Source organism: Georgenia sp. AZ-5 (assembly GCF_043952095.1).
Taxonomy (GTDB): domain Bacteria; phylum Actinomycetota; class Actinomycetes; order Actinomycetales; family Actinomycetaceae; genus Georgenia.
In genome coordinates this window covers 1,902,025-1,919,614 of record NZ_JBINOU010000001.1, presented here as the reverse complement: position 1 = coordinate 1,919,614, position 17,590 = coordinate 1,902,025, and the positions used below count along the sequence as shown (strand labels likewise).

Below are 17,590 nucleotides of genomic sequence, written 5' to 3'. Positions count from 1 at the left end.
ACCACGGAGCAGGAAGGTGAGCGCCGTCCCCGCGAGCACCAGGATCACCGCGACCACCATCGTCGCCGTGAGCGTGGTGCGGGCGCGGATGCCGAGCCGCGCCGGCCTCATCTCGCTCGCCCGCTCAGCCGGTAGCCGACGCCCCGGACCGTCAGGATGTCGACCTCGGGCCCGAGCTTGCGGCGCAGCCTGCCGACGTAGACCTCCACGACGTTGGCGTCACCCTCGAACGCCGGGTCCCAGACGTGCTCGAGGATCTCCGCCTTGCTGACCACGTGCTCCCCGCGGTGAGCCAGGTAGGTCAGCAGCGCCAGCTCCCGGGCCGTGAGGTGGAGCTCCTCGCCATCGAGCCAGGCCCGCTGGTGGCCGGCGTCGACCCGGAGCGGTCCCACCTGGATCGCCGGCTCCCCACCCCGGGTGACCCGGCGGGTCAGGGCGCGCAGTCGGGCCGCGAGCGCGACCGGCAAGAACGGCTTGGAGATGAAGTCGTCCCCGCCGATGTCCAGCGCGTCGGCCTCGTCGTACTCGCCGTCCTTCGCGGTGAGGAAGAGGATCGGCGTGGCATCGCCCCGCTCCCTCAGCCGCCGGCAGACGTCGTAGCCGGACATGCCTGGCAGCATCACGTCCAGGACCATGGCGTCGAAGCTCTGCTCGCAGGCCCGCCAGTCACCGTCGACGCCGTCACCTGCGACGGCGACGCTGAAGCCCTCGGCCTCGAGCGCTCGCCGTACCGCGGTCGCGAGCGGCCGTTCGTCTTCCACCACCAGGACGCGCACCATGCCTCCCCGCCGTCCGCACGGGCGCACTCTCCCAAGGTAGACCCGGGGGTGCGGCGGAGGGCGGCCGGGATCCCTCCCGACCGCCCCCGGTGGCCCGTGCGGAGCGGCCGCGCACCCACGCCGCGCGGCCAGGGTGAGAGCAGCGGCTGCGGCGCCGCTGACGAGCTTGCGATGCATCGGAGTTCCTTCTCGTTGGGTACATCGGGCGTCGCAACTGTGCAGAAGACTGGCTGAACGGAACCTGAACGAACCTGTCGGCCGTGTCAGCACGGAAATCCGCGTGCTGGCGCCAGTTTCCGGCGGAAACCGGCCCCGGAAGCCGCCGCCGTCGCGCGTTGCGCCCGCCGTCAGCGACGGGTGACGGCGTTCGCCCAGACCCAGGCGTACCCCTCGCGGCCGTGGTCGTCCATGTACCGCAGCCGCACCGCCTTCGCCGTCCACGCCACGGCTACCCCCTCCACGCGCTGGTGGCCCGAGCGGGTGTGGATCCACGCGGTAACGGGCAGCGGCTCGTCCGCCTGGTGGACCGGCCGGCCGTACTGCGGCGGGCCCAGGCTGTCCGGCTGGTCTCGTAACGGAACCTGCTCGACGCCCACGCGACGATCCTAGCGCGAGTTCGAACGTGCGTTCGACCGTCTACCTGCCCGTGCTGGCTGCCGACCTCGGGCGGCCCTGGCCGCCAAGACCCGTGAACGCGCCCAGCAGGCCCCGGCAACCCGGCGCGAAGCCAGGCAGGTCCGAGCCCGGACAGGACGATGGCCCGGCGACCGTGCGGTCACCGGGCCATCGTCCGTCGTCGTCAGCCGGCGTGGGTGCGGGCGTCGGCCAGCACCGACTCACCGGCGGGGCGCTCGGGGGCGTCGGAGGTCGCCCCGGGGCTGTCGTCGGTCTTCGCGGCGTGGTACGCCCGCTCGATCCGCTCGCCGATGTTCTGATCGACGTTCTTCCAGTACTGGAACGCGCGGGACAGGACCGGCTCCTTCACGCCGCCGGCGAGGTGGCCGGCGACCGTCTGGACCAGGCGCTCACGCTGGGCGTCGTCGAACACCTCGCGCACGAGAATCCCCGGCTGGGTGAAGTCGTCGTCCTCGGCGTGCAGCGAGTAGGCGCTGCGCACCATCTCGCCGTCGGCCTCCCAGCCGTCGTCCACCGGGCCGGTCTCGTCGGACCAGGTGCGGTCGTAGGAGTTCGGCGCGTACACCGGGGCGTCGCCGCGGTGCTGATAAGTCATGTTGCCGTCGAAGGTGTAGGAGTTCACCTCGTTGATCGGCTTGTTGACCGGCAGCTGAGCGTAGTTGGTGCCGATGCGGGCGCGCTGGGCGTCGGCGTAGGCGAAGACGCGGCCGAGCAGCATCTTGTCCGGGGAGACGCCGATGCCGGGGACGAGGTTGGACGGCGCGAACGCGGCCTGCTCGATCTCCGCGAAGAAGTTCTCCGGGTTCCGGTTCAGCGTCATGGTGCCGACCTTGATCAGCGGGTAGTCCTTGTGGGACCACGTCTTGGTCAGGTCGAAGGGGTTGACGCGGTGGGTCTTGGCCTCCTCGTACGGCATGACCTGGACCGACATCTCCCAGCTCGGGAACTCGCCGCGGTCGATGGCCTCCGAGAGGTCACGGCGGTGGAAGTCGGCGTCGGCCCCGGCGAGGCGCTCCGCCTCGTCGTTGCTCATGTTCTGCAGGCCCTGGTTGGTGTGGAAGTGGTACTTCACCCAGAACTTCTCGCCTGCGGCGTTGACCCACATGTAGGTGTGCGAGCCGTAGCCGTTCATGTGCCGCCACGTCTTGGGCAGGCCGCGGTCGCCCATGAGGTAGGTGACCTGGTGGGCCGACTCGGGGTTGTGGGTCCAGAAGTCCCACTGCATGTTGTTGTCGCGCAGGCCGTTGCCGCCGCGGCGCTTCTGCGAGCGGATGAAGTGCGGGAACTTCATGGGGTCGCGCACGAAGAACACGGGCGTGTTGTTGCCGACGAGGTCGTAGTTGCCCTCGGTCGTGTAGAACTTCAGCGAGAAGCCGCGCACGTCCCGCCACGTGTCGGGCGAGCCCTGCTCGCCGGCGACGGTGGAGAACCGGGCGAGCATGTCCGTCTTGGCGCCCTTCTGGAACAGGGCGGCCTTGGTGTAGCGCGAGACGTCCTCGGTGGTCTCGAACACGCCGAAGGCGCCGGCGCCCTTGGCGTGCGGGTTGCGCTCCGGCACGCGCTCGCGGTTGAAGTGCGCGAGGGTCTCGACGAGGCGGACGTCGTGGAGCAGCAGCGGGCCGTTGGAGCCCACGCTCAGCGAGTTGCGGTCGGACACGGCCGGCGCGCCGAAGTCGGTGGTGGACCCGGTGCCCCGGTTCCCGGTGGGCAGCGCCCCGTTGGTCTCGGTCATGCGTTCTCCTTCGTGGGTTCGGACTCGGACAGGCAGGAGGGACAGGTGCCCCAGTAGATGACCTCGGCGCTGTCGATGACGAAGCCGTGGTCCTCGCTCGCGTGCAGGCACGGCGCCGCACCGGTGGCGCAGGCGACGTCCTCGACGCGGCCGCACGCGCGGCAGACGAGGTGGTGATGGTTGTCGCCCCGGCGCAGCTCATAGCGGCCCGGCGACCCCTCGGGCTCGATCCTCCGGAGGATCTCCGCCTCGGTGAGGGCATGCAGGACGTCGTAGACGGCCTGCGTGGACACCGACCCCAGCCGCTCGTGCACCGCGGCGCGGATGGTCTCGGCGTCGGCGTGGGGGCGCGCGTCGACCTCGGCCAGCACGGCGACCCGGGGCGCCGTCACGCGCAGGTTTGCCTTGCGCAGCATCTCCGGATAGGCCGTGGTCATGGTCCGTATCCTGTCACCCAATCTGGAACTACTCAAGTAAATGAGTCCGTCGTGTCTTGGGCGTGCTTGCCTCGTCGTGCTCGGGCGGGCAGCCCGCCGGGCCGGGCGGCGCGCAGGAGCCCCGCAGCCGGTCGCCGCCGGGCTCCCTGGTCGGGCGTGCTGCGGTCGGGCTACGCCTGGATGGCGGCCGAGATGCGCGCCCGCATCGTGTGGCTCTCGCCGGGAACGAGGGACACGGCGTCGTCGAGGGCGTTCGCGGTCTCGACGCAGACCATGGTGGGCCACTCCGCGTCGTCGTAGTCCGGCATCGCCACCGCCTTGGCCGTCCAGGGGTTCCAGACGACGGTGTTCGCCGAACCCTCCTTGGCGACGGTGATGGTGCGCACGCCGGGCTCGACGACGGTCGCCGTGCCTGTCGAGCGGTACACGCGGTCGGTCTCCCCGCTGAAGGTGACGGGGCCGGACTGCGCGACGAGGTCGGTGCCGGCCCCGGGCGCCTTGTCCAGGTACCGGGCGCCGTCGAGCCCCTCCACGGTGACCGCGGTGACGTCCCTGACGTGCAGGTAGGTGTGCAGCGCCTCCTCGAAGGAGCACTCCTCCGCGCCGGTGTTGCGCACGCTGAGCTCGAGGCCGAGCTCGGGCCCGAACGTGACGGTGCAGGTGGCCTCGAACGCGTGGGGCCAGGCCTGCACCCCGGGCAGCCCCGCGACGTCGGCGTCGGTCAGCCGCAGCGCGAGGGTGACGACGCCGTCGACCTCCTCGGCGCCCACCAGGGTCCAGTCGGCGAGCCGGGCGAAGCCGTGCGCCGGGGCCATCCCGGGCTCGCGGCCGCCACCGAACCAGGGGAAGCAGATCGGCACACCGCCGCGGATGGGCTGGCCGGGGGCGAACATGCTCGCCCGGGACATCCAGATGACCGGGTCGTGCCCGGCCGGGGTCCAGGCGGAGACGTGCGCGCCGTGGAGGTAGACCTCACCGGTGGCCACGGGGGTGTCCACCCGGAGCAGGGGCAGGCCGCCCTCGCCCCCGGCGAGCGTCACGGAGGCGGGCAGATCGACGGCGATCGAGGCTTCAGACATGCCCCGACGCTAGCCCGCCGTGGCGCGCACGGCCCTCGGGTTGCACGAACTTGCCGCTCACTGCTCGATCTGGTGGTCCTCGCGCTGCTCGTCGATGAACGCGGAGAGGACCTCCTCTGACAGGGCGTCGATCCGTTCGTCGATGTGCTTGGCCTCGCGGGCGCCGGCATGGCTGCTCATGGCGCCGAGCAGCGGCAGGGAGGCCTCCAGCTTGTCCAGCTGACGGCGCCACCCCTCGGCGCGACGGCGCTCCCCCTCGTCGTCGGCCGAGGCCACGAGGTAGGCCACCTGCTCGCGCAGGACGTCGATGCGGCGGCGCAGCGCCTCCGGGCCCCGCCCCTCCCGGCGGGCCCGCGCCAGACGCGTAACCTGCTCGGTGACGGCGTTGAACACCTCGGGGTTCTCCTGCCGCAGCTTGGTGAGCACGGGAGCGAGCCTGCGGACGGTCTCCCACACCGTGGGCCCGGCGGCGACGGCCACCTTGATGAGCGTTCCGACCTTCCCCACGGGTACCTCCTGACGTCCTCGCGGCGCGTGCTGGCGCTGCTGCCAGCCTGCCACGGCCTCGTCCGGCGCGCCGCACGGCAATGCTCGCGGACGGCGGCGTGCGCCGGTGCCCGTAGCGGCGGCGCGCCTCGGTGCCGCGGCAGGCGGTCGCGTGCGCGGTGCCCCGGCACGCGGCGCCCTGTGCCTCAGCCGCGTCCGCGCGTCGCGACCCGCCGGCCGGGGAGCCCCGCGGCGGCCAGGCCCGCGGCCACGAGCAGCGCCAGACCGGCGAGGACGGCCCCGCCCCAGGCGGCGCGCTCCCAGGCCTGGCCGAGCAGCACCCCGCCGGCGGAGGAGCCCAGGTAGTACGCGAGCGTGTAGCGGGCGGAAGCCGCGGAGGGGCGCTCGGCCAGCCGCGGCGCCGTCGAGCTGGCCACCGCGTGGGCCAGGAAGAAGCCGGCGGCGACGAGCAGCAGGCCGAGCCAGACAAGGGCGAGCGGTTCCGCGAGCGTGACCGCCAGCCCGACGGCGCAGCCCGCCAGGCCGATCAGCACGGCCCACCGCAGGCCCACGCGCCCGGTGAGCCGGCCCGCGAGCGCGGACGTGAAGGTGCCGGCGAGGTAGGTGAGGAAGAACGACGACGCCGCGGCGGCACCGAGGTCGTACGGCGCTCCGGTGGTGCGGAAGACGACGACGTTGAACACGCCCACGAACATCGCCATGCCCAGCCCGCCCACCAGGTAAGCCCGCACCCGCGCCGCGCGCCGGCCGGTAGCGCCAGCGGTGGCCGGTGCGCCGCCGGGCGGCCGGCGCGTCGCGGCGGGCAGGAGCCACAGCCCGGCGGCGGCGGCGAGCGCCGCGAGCGCGCTGACGAGCAGCACCGCGCCGCGCCAGCCCCAGACGTCCGCCGCCACGCCGCCGAGCAGGCGCCCGGCCATGCCGCCGACCGTCGTCCCGGCGATGTACAGGCCCCCCACCCGGGTGACCGCGGAGGGATGGATCTCCTCCGCGACCCAAGCCAGCGCCGCCGCCGGCACGCCCGCGAGCGCCACGCCCTGCACGGCGCGCAGCGCGAGCAGCGCGGGCCAGCCGGGGGCCGCCGCGAGGGCCAGGCCGGCGACCGCGGCCACGGCCAGCCCCAGGCCCATCACGCGCGCCCGCCCCAGCAGCTCCGACAGGCGCGCCAGCGGCAGCACGGCCAGCGCGATGGCGGCGGTCGGCACCGAGAGCAGCAGGCTCGCCTCGGTGGCGCCCACCGAGAACTGCGCGGCGACGAGCGCGAGCAGGGGCTGGACCATGTACAGGAGGGCGAACGTGGCCAGCCCGGTGCCGAACAGCGCCAGCAGCGCCCGCCGGTACGCCGGCGTGCGCGGCCGGAGCCCGTCGGCACGCACGGGTGTGGTCACCGGCACACCTTAGGACGGCGACCGCCGCCTACCCTGGGCTGGTCCCCCCTAAGGAGCGCCCCACCCATGACCTCGCCCACCGGCACCCTCACCTCGGCCGCCGCCCCGGCACCCCTGCGCCCCACCGCGGTCCTCCTGGACCTTGACGGCACCATCACCGACTCCGGCGCCGCCATCACGACCTCGATCGTCGAGGCGCTGACCGCCTTCGGGTACCCCGCGCCCGCCCCGGACCAGCTGCGCCGGTTCGTCGGCCCGCCCATCCGCGTGGGTCTGACCGAGATCGGCGGCGTGCGGGCGGCGGACCTCGAGGACGTCGTCGAGGTCTACCGCGCGACGTACACCGGCCGCATGCTCGACGTCGATGTCTACCCCGGCATGCCGGAGCTCGTGCGCGCGCTGCACGACGCCGGGCTGCCCCTCGCCCTCGCCACCTCCAAGCTCCTGACCATGGCCTCGCCGATCCTGGAAGGGACCGGCCTGGCTCAGTGCTTCACCGCCGTGTGCGGGGCGACCGACGCCCGCAGCACCAAGGCCGAGGTGGTCCAGGACGCGCTCGCGGCCCTGCGCGCCGCGGGCGCGGACGTCACGGGCGCCGTCATGGTCGGCGACCGCCACCACGACGTCGAGGGCGCCGCCGCGCACGGCGTGCCCGCCGTGCTGGCCGGCTGGGGCTACGGCCACCAGGACGAGGCGGACGGCGCCTACGCCGTCGCCGCCGACGCCGCCGAGCTCGCCGCGCTGCTCGGCGTCGCGGTGCCGGTCGCCTGATGAGCGGGCAGGCACCGAGCGGCCCGGACCCGGTGCCCGTGCCGGCGGCCCTCGCCGCGGCGCTCGCGCCCACCCGGGACGGCGAGGTCTGGCTGCGCCGCCTGCCCGTCCTGGTGGACCGCGCGCGCACGCGGTGGGGGCTGCGCCTCGAGCCACCGTTCGAGGGTGGACGGGCCGCGTGGACGGCCCCGGCGCGCACCGCCGACGGTGACGACGCCGTGGTCAAGATCGTCTTCCCGCACCCGGAGACGGCGGGAGAGGCGGTCGCGCTGCGGGCGTGGGCCGGCCGCGGCGCCGCTGAGCTGCTCGATCTCGACGCCGGGGCCGCGACCCTGCTGCTCCGCCGCTGCCGTCCGGGCCACTCCCTGGCGGAGGACCGCCCGCTGGCTGAGGGCCGCAACGAGACGCGCCTGGAGCTGGCCGGCGAGCTGCTGGGGATGCTGCACGGCGTGGGCGCCGACGTCGGCGGCGCGAACCCGTCGGGCGTCGCCGACCTCGCGGACGTGGCCACGGGCTGGGCCCAGCTGCTGCGCGAGCGTCTGCAGCGGCACGCCACCACGCTGGAGGCCGACCGCGGCCTGGTCGCCGAGGCCGCGACGCTGCTCGAGGAGCTGCCCGCCGGCGCCGGACGCCGGGTCCTGCTCCACGGGGACTACAACCCCGGCAACGTCCTCGCCCGGGACGCGGACGGCGACCGTTGGGTCGCCATCGACCCCAAGCCGATGACCGGCGACCCGGCGTACGACCCCTGGCCGATGCTCAGCCAGCTCGGCGATCCCGTCGCCGGGGAGGGGACGGCGGCCCTGCGTGCCCGGACGAGGGTGCTCTGCGCTGCCGCCGGCGGCCTCGAGCCGGACCGGGTGGCCGCCTGGTCGCTGGCGCGCTCGTGCGAGTCCGCGCTCTGGCGGGCGGCAGAGCTAGGCGACCGCACCGGCGCCCTGACCGAGCTCGCTGAGGCGAAGGCCTGGGCCCGGCTGGTCTGATCCAGCTCGCTGACCGGGCCGACGCACTCCCCCCGGCACCGCGGACACGTGAGCTGGCCCACGCGTGGTGCAGACTGAGACCGATGGAAACGTGGGGCGACCGATCGAGGCGCGTGCTGAGCCAGGTGGGCCGGCAGGTCGGACGACGCGTGCCGCACCGCGTGCGCCGCTCACGGCCCAGCTCCATCGACCACGTCATCACCCAGCCGGACGAGCCGCCACGGACGCGGCCCACGACGAACCAGACGACGTACCTGGCCATGCGCCCGTCCGCCGCCGCGCGCCTCACCCTCCGGCGCCTGCCCGAGCGGGCGGCACGGGTGGAACCGGGCGACGGCGTGCCCCGGTGGATCCGCAAGTACGGCCTGACCTCCTGGCTGCTCATCGGGATCGTCGTCGTCGTCGGGATGATCGTCTTCGCCACCTCGCGGATCCAGGCGGTCTTCATCGCCGTCTTCATCGCCCTCGTGGTGACGTCGGTGCTGGACCCGATCGTGACGGGGCTGGCCCGCTACATGCCCCGCCCCCTGGCGACCGTGCTTGCGCTGCTGGGCGGCTTCGGTGTGGTCGCCGGACTGCTGACGTACGTCATCACCTCCGTCGCCGGCCAGTGGTCGACCCTCGCGGCACGGTTCGGCGACGGCATCGACACCATCCTCGAGTTCTTCGAGAGCGGGCCCCTACCGTTCCACTTCACCCAGGCCGAGATCAACGAGGCGATCAACCAGCTCGTCGACCAGGCGAGCACATATCTGCAGGAGAACGCCGCGGACCTCGCAGGAACCTTGTTCAGCAACGCCGGCGCCCTCGTCCTGATCTTCACCGTGCTCGCCCTGAGCCTGTTCGTGACCATCTTCTTCCTCGCCCGCGGCAAGGACATGTGGCAGTGGTTCCTCAGCCAGCTCCCGATGCGGAACCGCGAGCGGATGCACGCCGCCGCGAGCGCCGGCTGGTACACCTTCTCCGGCTATGCCAGGGGAACGATGATCGTGGCCAGCTTCGACGGCGTGCTGGCCTTCATCCTTCTGTCCATCGTCGGCGTGCCGCTGGCGGCGCCGCTCGCCGTGCTGGTCTTCATCGGGGCGTTCATCCCTCTCATCGGCGCGCCCGCCGCGATGATCGTGGCGGCCGTGGTCGCCCTCGCGGCCGAGGGCTTCGTCGCCGCCCTCATCGTCACGATCGGCGTGGCGGCCATCGGGCAGATCGAGGGACACATCCTCGAGCCGCTGGTCATGGGCAAGCAGGTGTCCCTGCACCCTGTCGTGGTCGCGCTCGGCGTCACCGCCGGGACGTTCCTCGGCGGCCTGCTCGGCGCCGTCATCGCCATCCCTCTGCTGGCCGTGATCTGGGCGGTCTACTCCGCGTTGCGGCAGGTGGAGCCGCCGCTGGAGGGAGCGTTGCCCGCCGCCCGCGGCGTCGTCCGGCGGACGGACCGCATCGTCGACTGAGGCGGAAGTGGCCCCGGCCGGCGGTGACAGTCCCTGCGCTGTGACTGGTGGAGGGACGATCACCTACCGGAAGTCGCGGGAGACGGACGGCACCACGAGGCTCAACGGGGAGAGCTCGTCCGCGACGAGGTTCGTCACGCCGTCGGCCCGCTCGAGGGTGCCGCGCACCACCAGCGCGGCGCTGCGGCGGGCGACCTGCCGGTAGCGCGCCCACAGGCCTGCCGAGCAGACGACGTTGAGCAGGCCCGTCTCGTCCTCCAGCGACAGGAAGGTCACCCCGCCGGCCGTCCCGGGCCGCTGGCGGTGCGTCACCACACCGGCCACCCGCAGCCGCTCCCCCGGCCCGCGCCTGGCCAGGTCCGCCACCGACAGCACCCCGTCCGCTGTCAGGTCCGCCCGGCGGAACTGGGTCGGGAACGAGTCCGGCGAGACCCCGGTGGCCCAGACGTCCGCCACGGCGGTCTCGACCGGGTCCATCCCGGGCAACGCGGGAGCATCGGTCCCGACGGCGGTACCCGGCAACGGCGGCTGGTACCACACGCCGTTGCCGTCCTCCGCCGACCGGGCGCGGGTGGTGCCACCCCGACCGCGCCCCCGTGCGTGCCGGGTGCCGTGCTCTCCCGCGAGCACACCCGCGGCCCACAACGCCTCGCGCCGCTCGAGACCGAAGCACCCCAGCGCGCCGGCGGTCGCCAGGGTCTCGAGCTGGGCGGCGGACAGGTCGACGCGCCGGGCGAGGTCCGCGAGATCCCTGTACTCCCCGCCCTTCTCCCGCTCGGTGACGATCCGCTCGGCGGTCTTCTCCCCCACGCCTCGTACGGGCGCCAGGCCCAGCCGCACCGCGAGGTCGGGATGGGGATGGACCAGCTCGGCCTGCGACCGGGCAGGCTCCCCCTGCACCCGCTCGCCACCACCGGGCCCCTGCTCCTCACCACCGGGCGCCCGCTCCTCACCGCCGGGCACCCGCCCGCCACCACCGGACGCCCGCTCCACCTCGGCCTGCACCGCCGAGGCGTTGACGTCGGCACGCAGCACCGCGACCCCGTGCCGGCGGGCGTCGGCCACGAGCGACTGCGGCGAGTAGAACCCCATCGGCTGAGCGGCCAGCAGCGCGGCGTAGAAGGCCTCGGGATGGTGAACCTTGAGCCAGGCCGAGGCGTACACGAGGTAGGCGAAGGAGAACGCGTGGGACTCGGGGAAGCCGAAGTCCGCGAAGGCCCTGAGCTTCTCGTAGACCGCCTCGGCCACCGGCCCCGTGACCCCGTTGTCCTGCATGCCCGCCAGGAGGCGGCCGTGCAGGGCCTCCATGCGTTCGGTCGAGCGCTTCGACCCCATGGCCTTGCGCAGCTGGTCCGCCTCGGCCGGGGAGAAGTTGGCGACGTCGATCGCGATCTGCATGAGCTGTTCCTGGAACAGCGGCACGCCGAGGGTCTTCGACAGCGCCGGCTCGAGCAGCGGGTGCAGGTAGGTCACCTCCTCCCGGCCCACACGCCGGTTGATGTAGGGGTTGACCGAGTCGCCCTGGATCGGGCCGGGTCTGATGAGCGCGACCTCGACGACGATGTCGTAGAAGCACCGGGGCCGCAGCCGGGGCAGCGTCGCCATCTGCGCGCGGGACTCCACCTGGAACACCCCGACCGTGTCCGCCGCGCACAGCAGGTCGTACACGCACCTGTCCTCCTGGGGCAGGCTGTGCAGGCCCAGCTCGGGCGGACCGCCGGGCGTGCCGCGCCCCTCGGCCGCGTTGATGGCGTCGAAGGCCAGCCGCAGCGCGGTGAGCATGCCCAGGCCGAGCAGGTCGAACTTGACCAGGCCGGCATCGGCGCAGTCGTCCTTGTCCCACTGCAGCACGGTGCGCCCGGGCATGGTCGCCCACTCCACCGGGCACACCTCGATGACGGGCCGGTCGCACAGCACCATGCCGCCGGAGTGGATCCCGAGGTGCCGCGGGAGCCGCAGCATCTGCTCGGCGACGTCGACGACGTGGTCCGGGATGCCGCCGAGGTCGTCCGCGGGCTCCGGCGCGGGCCCGTCCCGGGTCACCACGCCGTGCTGGCCGTCCGGCCCCCGCAGGCTCCGCCACCGCTCGATCCCCTTGGACCACGCGTCCTGCTGGCCGACGCCGTAGCCGAAGGCGCGGGCGGCGTCGCGCACCGCGGAGCGGGGCCGGTAGGAGATGACGTTGGCCACCTGGGCGGCGTGCTCGCGCCCGTAGCGCTCGTAGACGAACTGGATGACCTCCTCGCGACGGCGCGACTCGATGTCGAGGTCGATGTCCGGCGGCCCCGAGCGCCCGGGCGAGAGGAAGCGCTCGAAGAGCAGGCGGTGCTGGACGGCGTCCACGGCGGTGATCCCCAGGGCGAAGCACACCGCCGAGTTGGCCGCCGACCCCCGGCCCTGGCACAGGATGTGCCGGCTGCGGCAGAACTCCACGATCTCGTGGACGATGAGGAAGTACCCGGGGAAGTGCAGGTCCTCGATGATGCCGAGCTCGTGCTCGATCATGTCGTAGGCGCCGGGCACCCGCTCCGCCCCCCGCGGGCCGTAGCGCTCGGCGGCGCCGCGGTAGGTCAGCTCGCGCAGCCAGGTGGCCTCCGTGTGGCCGGGCGGGACGGGGTGCGGCGGCAGGTCCGGGGCGACCAGCTGCAGGTCGAAGGCGCACTCGGCGGCGAGCGCCACGGAGGCGGCGACGGCGTCGGGGTGGCGGTGGTGCCGGGCGGCCATCTCGGCGGCCGAGCGCAGGTGCGCCGGGGCGGCCGGAAGCCAGCCGTCGATCTCCTCCAGGCTGGCCCGCGCCCGGGTGGCCGCCAGGACGTCGACGAGCACCTGGTCGCCCGGCCGGGCGCAGTGCACCGCACCGGTGGCGACCAGCGGCAGACGCGCGGCCCGGGCGAGGCCGGCGAGGGCGTCGTTCCGGGCGGAGTCCAGCGGCGAGCCGCCGTCGGTGATCTCCACCGCGACGTTGTCGCGCCCGAACAGGGCGGTGAGCCGGTCGAGCTCGGCGCGGGCGGCCCGCGCGCCGTCGCTCCGGCCGCCGCCCTCGAGGGCCCGGCGGACCGCCCCCTTGCGGCAGCCGGTGAGCACGAGCCACTCCCCCGCCGCCTGGGCGGCGAGGTCCTCCAGGACGTAATCGGCCCGCCCCTTGGCCCCCGACCCCAGGTGCGCCTGGGCGATGGCCCGCGAGAGGCGCCGGTACCCCTCCGGCCCGCGGGCGAGCACGAGCAGGTGCGTGCCGTCGGGGTCCATCACCGCGCCGGCGCTGGCGCCGGCCCGCCCGGTGGTGCCCAGGTTCAGCTCGGCGCCGAGCACGGTGGGCAGGCTCAGGGCGCGGGCGGCCTCGGCCAGCCGGACGACGCCGTAGAGGCCGTCGTGGTCGGTCAGGGCCAGCGCCTCCAGGCCCAGCCGGGCGGCCTCGGCGGCGAGCTCCTCGGGCTGGCTTGCGCCGTCGAGGAAGCTGAAGGCCGAGTGCGCGTGCAGCTCGGCGTACCGCGCCGACATGCCACCATGATATCGAACGTCTGTTCGACAGAGAACCGTTCGCCCATGCTCGCGAGCGCGGCTAGGCCCCACCCTCCCCGGGCGCGGGACCTTCCGCCGCCGGGGCCGGCCTCCGGGCCTCGTCGGCCGCCAACCGGTAGAGCACGTGACGGCGCAGCGGGCCCTCGGGGACGCGCGGGTGGTCGAACTCGCCGTGCCGCCGCATGCCGAGCCGCCGCATGACCGCCTGCGAGGGCGTGTTGACCAGCGCCGTCATCGACCAGATCTCCGGCAGCCCCAGCGACCCGAGCCCCACGTCGAGCGCGGCCCGCGCGGCCTCGGTGGCGAAGCCCTGGTGCCAGGCGCCACGGGCGAGCCGCCAGCCGATCTCGTAGCCACCGGCTCCGGGTACCCCGTCGGGCATCGGGTTCAGACCGGTGAACCCGAGGAGGTCGCCCGTCGCGCGAAGCTCGAGGGCCCACAGCCCGAAGCCGTGCCGGACCAGGTGCAGCTCGATGCGGTCGACCAGGGCGTCGCTCTCCGCGCGGTCCAGGACGGCCGGGAAGTACCGCATCACTTCCGGATCGGCGTTCATCGCAGCGAACGGCTCCCGGTCCTCCTCGCGCCAGCGCCGCATGAGCAGGCGGGGGGTGCTGACCTCGTCGAAGCGCCGGATCACGCCGGGAGCGTACCGGCGCGGTCTCCGCGGCGCCGACCTCAGGTCTCGTCGTCGTGGTCCCCGCGCACCCAGGCCGCGTGCCGGTCGGCCGAGCGCCGCACCACCGCCCTGGCGTCGCTCGGCACCACCCCGCCGAAGTTGCCGTACAAGCGATCGAACGCCAGCGCCTCGAGGTCGCGCGCGAGCCGGCCCGCCACGGCGCCGGAGAGCGGGACGAGGTTGGGATAGCTCCGCATGAAGCCCACGCTCTTCCGGTCGGGGTTGGGGAAGACGGTGTCCCCGCTCAGCACCACCCCGGCGCCGTCCGCGCCGTCCGCCCACAGCGCGACGGCGCTGCCCGGGAAGTGCCCGCCGAGCTGGTGCAGCGTCAGCCCCGGCGCCACCTCGTGGGTGCCCGACCACGGCTCGATGGCGCCGTCCGGCCGAGCGACCCAGCGCGCGTCGGCGGCGTTGACGAGCACCGGCACGCCGCCCAGCGCGCGGCTCCACTCCACCTGCGCGCCGAACATGTGCGGATGGCTGGCGGCGATCGCGAGCACCCGGCCGAGCTCGCGGACCCGCCGCACGCCGTCGTCGTCGAGATAGCCGGTGGGGTCCCACAGCAGGTTGCCGGCGCCGGTGCGCACCAGCAGCGCGCGCTGGCCGATGCCCACCCGCGGGGCGACGGTGATCCCGAACAGGCCCGGCTCCACCTCCTCCACCGCCATCTTGCGGTCCGCGGTGCGCAGCTCGGCCATGGTCGTCCACTGCTGCCCCTCCGCGGGCACCCACTGGCGCTCGTCGGCGCAGATCGCGCACACCTCGGGCGGCTCTGCGGTGTCGGCGTGCTCGACGGCGCACGTCCGGCAGATCCACACGGTCACGGCACGATCCTGGCAGCGCCGGCGGCCGGGTGTCCCGCGTTCGCGGTGGCACGGTCAGTCGTACACGCCCTCCACCTGCCAGGTGCCGCCCTCGAGGGCGAGCAGCAGCGCCGGCGCGCCGTCCGGCACCACCTGGACGTAGGCGCGCCGGCGCCCCTCGGCGGACCACCACCGCTCGGTCACCGGCCACGGCCCGGCCCAGCCGCGCAGCGGGTACTCCCCCGCCTCCACCACCGCCGCGCCCGGCTGCCCGGGCGGCGCCGCGGGCGCGGGCGGCACGACGACGCACGCCGGCGCGGCGCTGGCGCGGCCGCGGGCGTCCACCCCCACCGGGGCGCCGGCGGCGTCGACGAGGCGCACCGCCACCGGCTCGGCCGGCACGGTCGCCGGCCAGGGCTCGGGAATCTGCCCGGGCCAGGGCGCGTCCGGGCGGCGCAGCGGGGCCGGCTCGTCGCCCCAGGCCACGAGGCGGGCCGCCGAGCGCGGGTCCCGCCCGCCCTGGAGCACGGGGACGAGCACACCCTCGGCGCCGAGCAGGCCCTGCACCCGCAGCGCGGCGCGGCCCGCCTGGACCTGCCCGCGCAGCGAGCGGCCCCACAGCCCGTCCTGGACCGCGCCGGCGGGGCTGACCTCCTGGGCGGTCAGCCCCAGGTGGGTCAGGGGGGCCGACGGCGCCCGGCCGCTGCGCCCGGACAGCCACCCCTCCAGCTGCCACCGCACCCGGTCGGTCAGCTCGGCCGCGGTCGGGGCGCCGTCGATGCTCCACGTGCGCACCAGCTCGTTGCCGTCCTCCGTGCGGGTCGCGACCTGCAGCCGGGCGCACACCACCCCGCGGCGCAGCATGCGCTCGGAGAGCCGCTCGGCCAGGGCGCGCGCGGCGAAGGCGGCGACATCCGAGCGCTCGGCGGGCGGGTCGAGCTCGGTGGCCACCACGACGTCGTCCTCGGGGCGGCGGGAGGTCGCCGGCGCGGCGTCCAGCCCGCGGGCCAGGCGGTGGGCCGCCAGGCCACGGGTGCCGAACCTGGCGGCGACGTCGCCGGTCTCCAGGCGCGCGAAGGCGCCGAGCGTGCGCAGCCCCAGGCGCCGCAGCAGGTCCACGAGCTCGTCGATCTCCGCGGCCACCTGGCGGGTGCTGGCGGCGTGCGCCAGGGCGCCGACGTCCTGCGCGGCGAGGAAGGCGCCGGTGGCCCCGGGCGGAACGAGCACCCCGGCGCGGGCGGCGAGCATGGCGGTGAGCAGGCCGTCGGCGATGCCCACCTGGCACTCGGCACCGGTCTCGGTGGCCACCGTGCCGACCAGCTGGTCGGCGAGCGCCTCCTCGGAACCGACGTGGCGCACGGGGCCGCGGGCGAGGAAGACCACCATCCCCGGGCGGACCACCTCCACCTCGGCGACCACGGTCTCCACGGCCTGCACCAGCGGCTCGAACGCGCGGGCGTCGCGCGCCGGGTCGGTGGCCAGCAGCACCAGCTCGGGGCAGACCTGCTGGGCGCTGCGCCGGCGCATGCCGCGGCGCACCCCGGCCGCGCGGGCGGGGGCGGAGGCCACGAGGACGCCACGCCCGTCGTGCACGGCGACGGGCACCTGCGGGTCGACCGTGCCCTCGGCGACGGCGGCGGCGACGGGCCAGTCCGGGACCCACAGCACGCCCCGGCGCGCCGCCTGGCTCACCGGGGCCACGTCACACCGCCTGCAGCAGCGGCGCGTCGTCCGGCGCCGCGGCGGCCGGGCCGGCCGCGGGCGGCGCGGCCGCGCGGGTGAGCGACCCGGCGTCGGGCGCGAGGAGGCGGGCGCCGGGCGGGTCAGCGACGGTGACGAGCGGCCCCTGCGCGGCCGCGAGCAGGCCGCCCCGGCCGAGGTGGACGCGGACCTCGCGGGCCCGGGCGGCCCCCGCCCGGCCGGTGGCGCGCACCGTCAACTCCTGCTCCTCCAGGTGGCCCCAGCCCTGGCCGAGGCCGTCCCAGTTCTGCCCCGCCGCCCGGAGCACCAGCTGGGCGCCGGGCCAGGGATGGGTGCTCAGCAGCACGGCGCCCCGGGTGCGCAGCCGGGCACCGATCAGGCGCCGGTCGCGCTCGCCCAGCGCCGGGCAGCGGCCGACGACGAGCACGTCGAAGCCGTCGACGAGCGCCCCGACCACCCCGGCGGCGTCCGGGCCGGGCCGCGGCACCACGGCCACCCGGTCCAGGGCCACGCCCGCCGCGGCGGCTGCGCGCCACCCGACGTCGGGCAGGGCCGCGAGCGCGCACCACGCCCCGTCCGCGCTGGCGGCACCCGCCAGGCCCAGGAGCACGGAGGTCGAGCCCGTCACCTGCACGACGCTGCCGCGGGCCAGGGCCCCGCCGGGGAAGAGCGGGGCCAGGGCGCCGGGCACGGGGAGGTAACCCTCCGCGGCGTCGGGAGGGTCGCCGTCGGGACCGGGCGCCGGGGACGCCGGGGGGACCGGCGCCACGGCGGCCAGGGCGGGACTGGTCATCAGGTGCGGACCGGCGCCGGAGGCCGGCGCGCCCGCCGGGGCGCCCGCCCCGCCGGGGGATGCATGGGTGCGCGTCAACCGGGTGCGCAGGCCCGCGGCCATCTCCGCCCGGCTCAGCGCGGCGCGCGCCGCGGCCAGCCGCGCCTGCGGGTCGGTGGCCCGCCCCGGCGGACGCGTCCCGGCCGCACCGTCGGCCCGGGACACCGGCCCCTGGGCGGGTGGGTGGGCGTCGTGGTGGAGCGCGTCGTGGACGGCCGTGAGCACGGTCCCCATGGCTCCTCCTCGCTCCCGGCGCGGACACCCGCCGCCACTGTTTTCGAACACCCGTTCGATCTCTAGTC

The 17,590-nt window shown here is 75.2% G+C and carries 15 protein-coding genes; 3 read left to right on the top strand and 12 right to left on the bottom strand.

Going from position 1 to position 17,590, the window contains the following annotated elements:
* Positions 1–107: 107 nt before the first annotated feature.
* From ACF0H8_RS09090 to ACF0H8_RS09060, 7 genes are all read right to left on the bottom strand, one after another.
* Entirely contained in the window at positions 108–776 is a 669-nt protein-coding gene (locus tag ACF0H8_RS09090; protein WP_395290847.1) for a response regulator transcription factor, read from the bottom strand.
* 350 nt (positions 777–1,126) lie between these two features.
* A complete protein-coding gene (locus ACF0H8_RS09085) occupies positions 1,127–1,375 on the bottom strand; it encodes a hypothetical protein (RefSeq protein WP_395288622.1) in 249 nt (82 codons plus the stop codon).
* A 203-nt stretch (positions 1,376–1,578) separates the two neighbouring features.
* The gene (locus ACF0H8_RS09080; protein WP_395288621.1) at positions 1,579–3,147 is read right to left on the bottom strand and encodes a catalase; all 1,569 of its coding nucleotides are present in this window, start codon (positions 3,145–3,147) and stop codon (positions 1,579–1,581) included.
* The gene (locus ACF0H8_RS09075; protein ID WP_395288620.1) at positions 3,144–3,584 is read right to left on the bottom strand and encodes a Fur family transcriptional regulator; all 441 of its coding nucleotides are present in this window, start codon (positions 3,582–3,584) and stop codon (positions 3,144–3,146) included. The genes ACF0H8_RS09080 and ACF0H8_RS09075 overlap by 4 nt, the downstream gene beginning before the upstream one ends.
* Before the next feature lie 170 nt (positions 3,585–3,754).
* Positions 3,755–4,663, bottom strand: a complete 909-nt coding sequence (locus ACF0H8_RS09070; protein ID WP_395288619.1) for a D-hexose-6-phosphate mutarotase — start codon at positions 4,661–4,663, stop codon at positions 3,755–3,757.
* Between the two features lie 57 nt (positions 4,664–4,720).
* Positions 4,721–5,170 (bottom strand): hypothetical protein, encoded by a 450-nt coding sequence (locus ACF0H8_RS09065; protein ID WP_395288618.1) that lies wholly within the window; start codon positions 5,168–5,170, stop codon positions 4,721–4,723.
* A 185-nt stretch (positions 5,171–5,355) separates the two neighbouring features.
* Complete coding sequence (locus ACF0H8_RS09060; protein ID WP_395288617.1) at positions 5,356–6,555, bottom strand: MFS transporter; 1,200 nt, start codon at positions 6,553–6,555, stop codon at positions 5,356–5,358.
* A 66-nt stretch (positions 6,556–6,621) separates the two neighbouring features.
* Between ACF0H8_RS09060 and ACF0H8_RS09055 the strand changes: the two genes are divergently transcribed.
* The 3 genes from ACF0H8_RS09055 (at position 6,622) to ACF0H8_RS09045 (ending at position 9,757) form a co-directional block, all read left to right on the top strand.
* Positions 6,622–7,326 (top strand): HAD hydrolase-like protein, encoded by a 705-nt coding sequence (locus ACF0H8_RS09055; protein WP_395288616.1) that lies wholly within the window; start codon positions 6,622–6,624, stop codon positions 7,324–7,326.
* Entirely contained in the window at positions 7,326–8,309 is a 984-nt protein-coding gene (locus tag ACF0H8_RS09050; protein WP_395288615.1) for an aminoglycoside phosphotransferase family protein, read from the top strand. Before ACF0H8_RS09055 ends, ACF0H8_RS09050 begins: the two co-directional genes overlap by 1 nt.
* A gap of 83 nt (positions 8,310–8,392) precedes the next feature.
* A complete protein-coding gene (locus ACF0H8_RS09045) occupies positions 8,393–9,757 on the top strand; it encodes an AI-2E family transporter (RefSeq protein ID WP_395288614.1) in 1,365 nt (454 codons plus the stop codon).
* Between the two features lie 63 nt (positions 9,758–9,820).
* On the opposite strand, the gene ACF0H8_RS09040 is transcribed toward ACF0H8_RS09045, so the two are convergent.
* The 5 genes from ACF0H8_RS09040 to ACF0H8_RS09020 form a co-directional block, all read right to left on the bottom strand.
* Positions 9,821–13,255 carry an error-prone DNA polymerase gene (locus ACF0H8_RS09040; RefSeq protein ID WP_395288613.1) on the bottom strand — a complete coding sequence of 1,145 codons (3,435 nt, stop codon included), beginning with the start codon at positions 13,253–13,255 and terminating at the stop codon, positions 9,821–9,823.
* A 61-nt stretch (positions 13,256–13,316) separates the two neighbouring features.
* Entirely contained in the window at positions 13,317–13,913 is a 597-nt protein-coding gene (locus ACF0H8_RS09035; RefSeq protein ID WP_395288612.1) for a GNAT family N-acetyltransferase, read from the bottom strand.
* 38 nt (positions 13,914–13,951) lie between these two features.
* On the bottom strand, positions 13,952–14,776 hold the full coding sequence (locus tag ACF0H8_RS09030; RefSeq protein WP_395288611.1) for a hydrolase: 825 nt from the start codon (positions 14,774–14,776) through the stop codon (positions 13,952–13,954).
* Positions 14,777–14,830: 54 nt separating this feature from the next.
* The gene (locus ACF0H8_RS09025) at positions 14,831–16,447 is read right to left on the bottom strand and encodes a DNA polymerase Y family protein (RefSeq protein WP_395288610.1); all 1,617 of its coding nucleotides are present in this window, start codon (positions 16,445–16,447) and stop codon (positions 14,831–14,833) included.
* 10 nt (positions 16,448–16,457) lie between these two features.
* Positions 16,458–17,522 (bottom strand): hypothetical protein, encoded by a 1,065-nt coding sequence (locus ACF0H8_RS09020; RefSeq protein WP_395288609.1) that lies wholly within the window; start codon positions 17,520–17,522, stop codon positions 16,458–16,460.
* Between the last annotated feature and the right edge of the window lie 68 nt (positions 17,523–17,590).

What these genes read in the sequence shown, in the direction of transcription:
- ACF0H8_RS09080 (WP_395288621.1), bottom strand. Translation starts at nt 3,147, where the DNA reads ATGACCGAGACCAACGGGGCGCTGCCCACCGGGAACCGGGGCACCGGG.
- ACF0H8_RS09075 (WP_395288620.1), bottom strand. Translation starts at nt 3,584, where the DNA reads ATGACCACGGCCTATCCGGAGATGCTGCGCAAGGCAAACCTGCGCGTG.
- ACF0H8_RS09070 (WP_395288619.1), bottom strand. Translation starts at nt 4,663, where the DNA reads ATGTCTGAAGCCTCGATCGCCGTCGATCTGCCCGCCTCCGTGACGCTC.
- ACF0H8_RS09055 (WP_395288616.1), top strand. Translation starts at nt 6,622, where the DNA reads ATGACCTCGCCCACCGGCACCCTCACCTCGGCCGCCGCCCCGGCACCC.
- ACF0H8_RS09050 (WP_395288615.1), top strand. Translation starts at nt 7,326, where the DNA reads ATGAGCGGGCAGGCACCGAGCGGCCCGGACCCGGTGCCCGTGCCGGCG.
- ACF0H8_RS09045 (WP_395288614.1), top strand. Translation starts at nt 8,393, where the DNA reads ATGGAAACGTGGGGCGACCGATCGAGGCGCGTGCTGAGCCAGGTGGGC.
- ACF0H8_RS09040 (WP_395288613.1), bottom strand. Translation starts at nt 13,255, where the DNA reads ATGTCGGCGCGGTACGCCGAGCTGCACGCGCACTCGGCCTTCAGCTTC.
- ACF0H8_RS09020 (WP_395288609.1), bottom strand. Translation starts at nt 17,522, where the DNA reads ATGGGGACCGTGCTCACGGCCGTCCACGACGCGCTCCACCACGACGCC.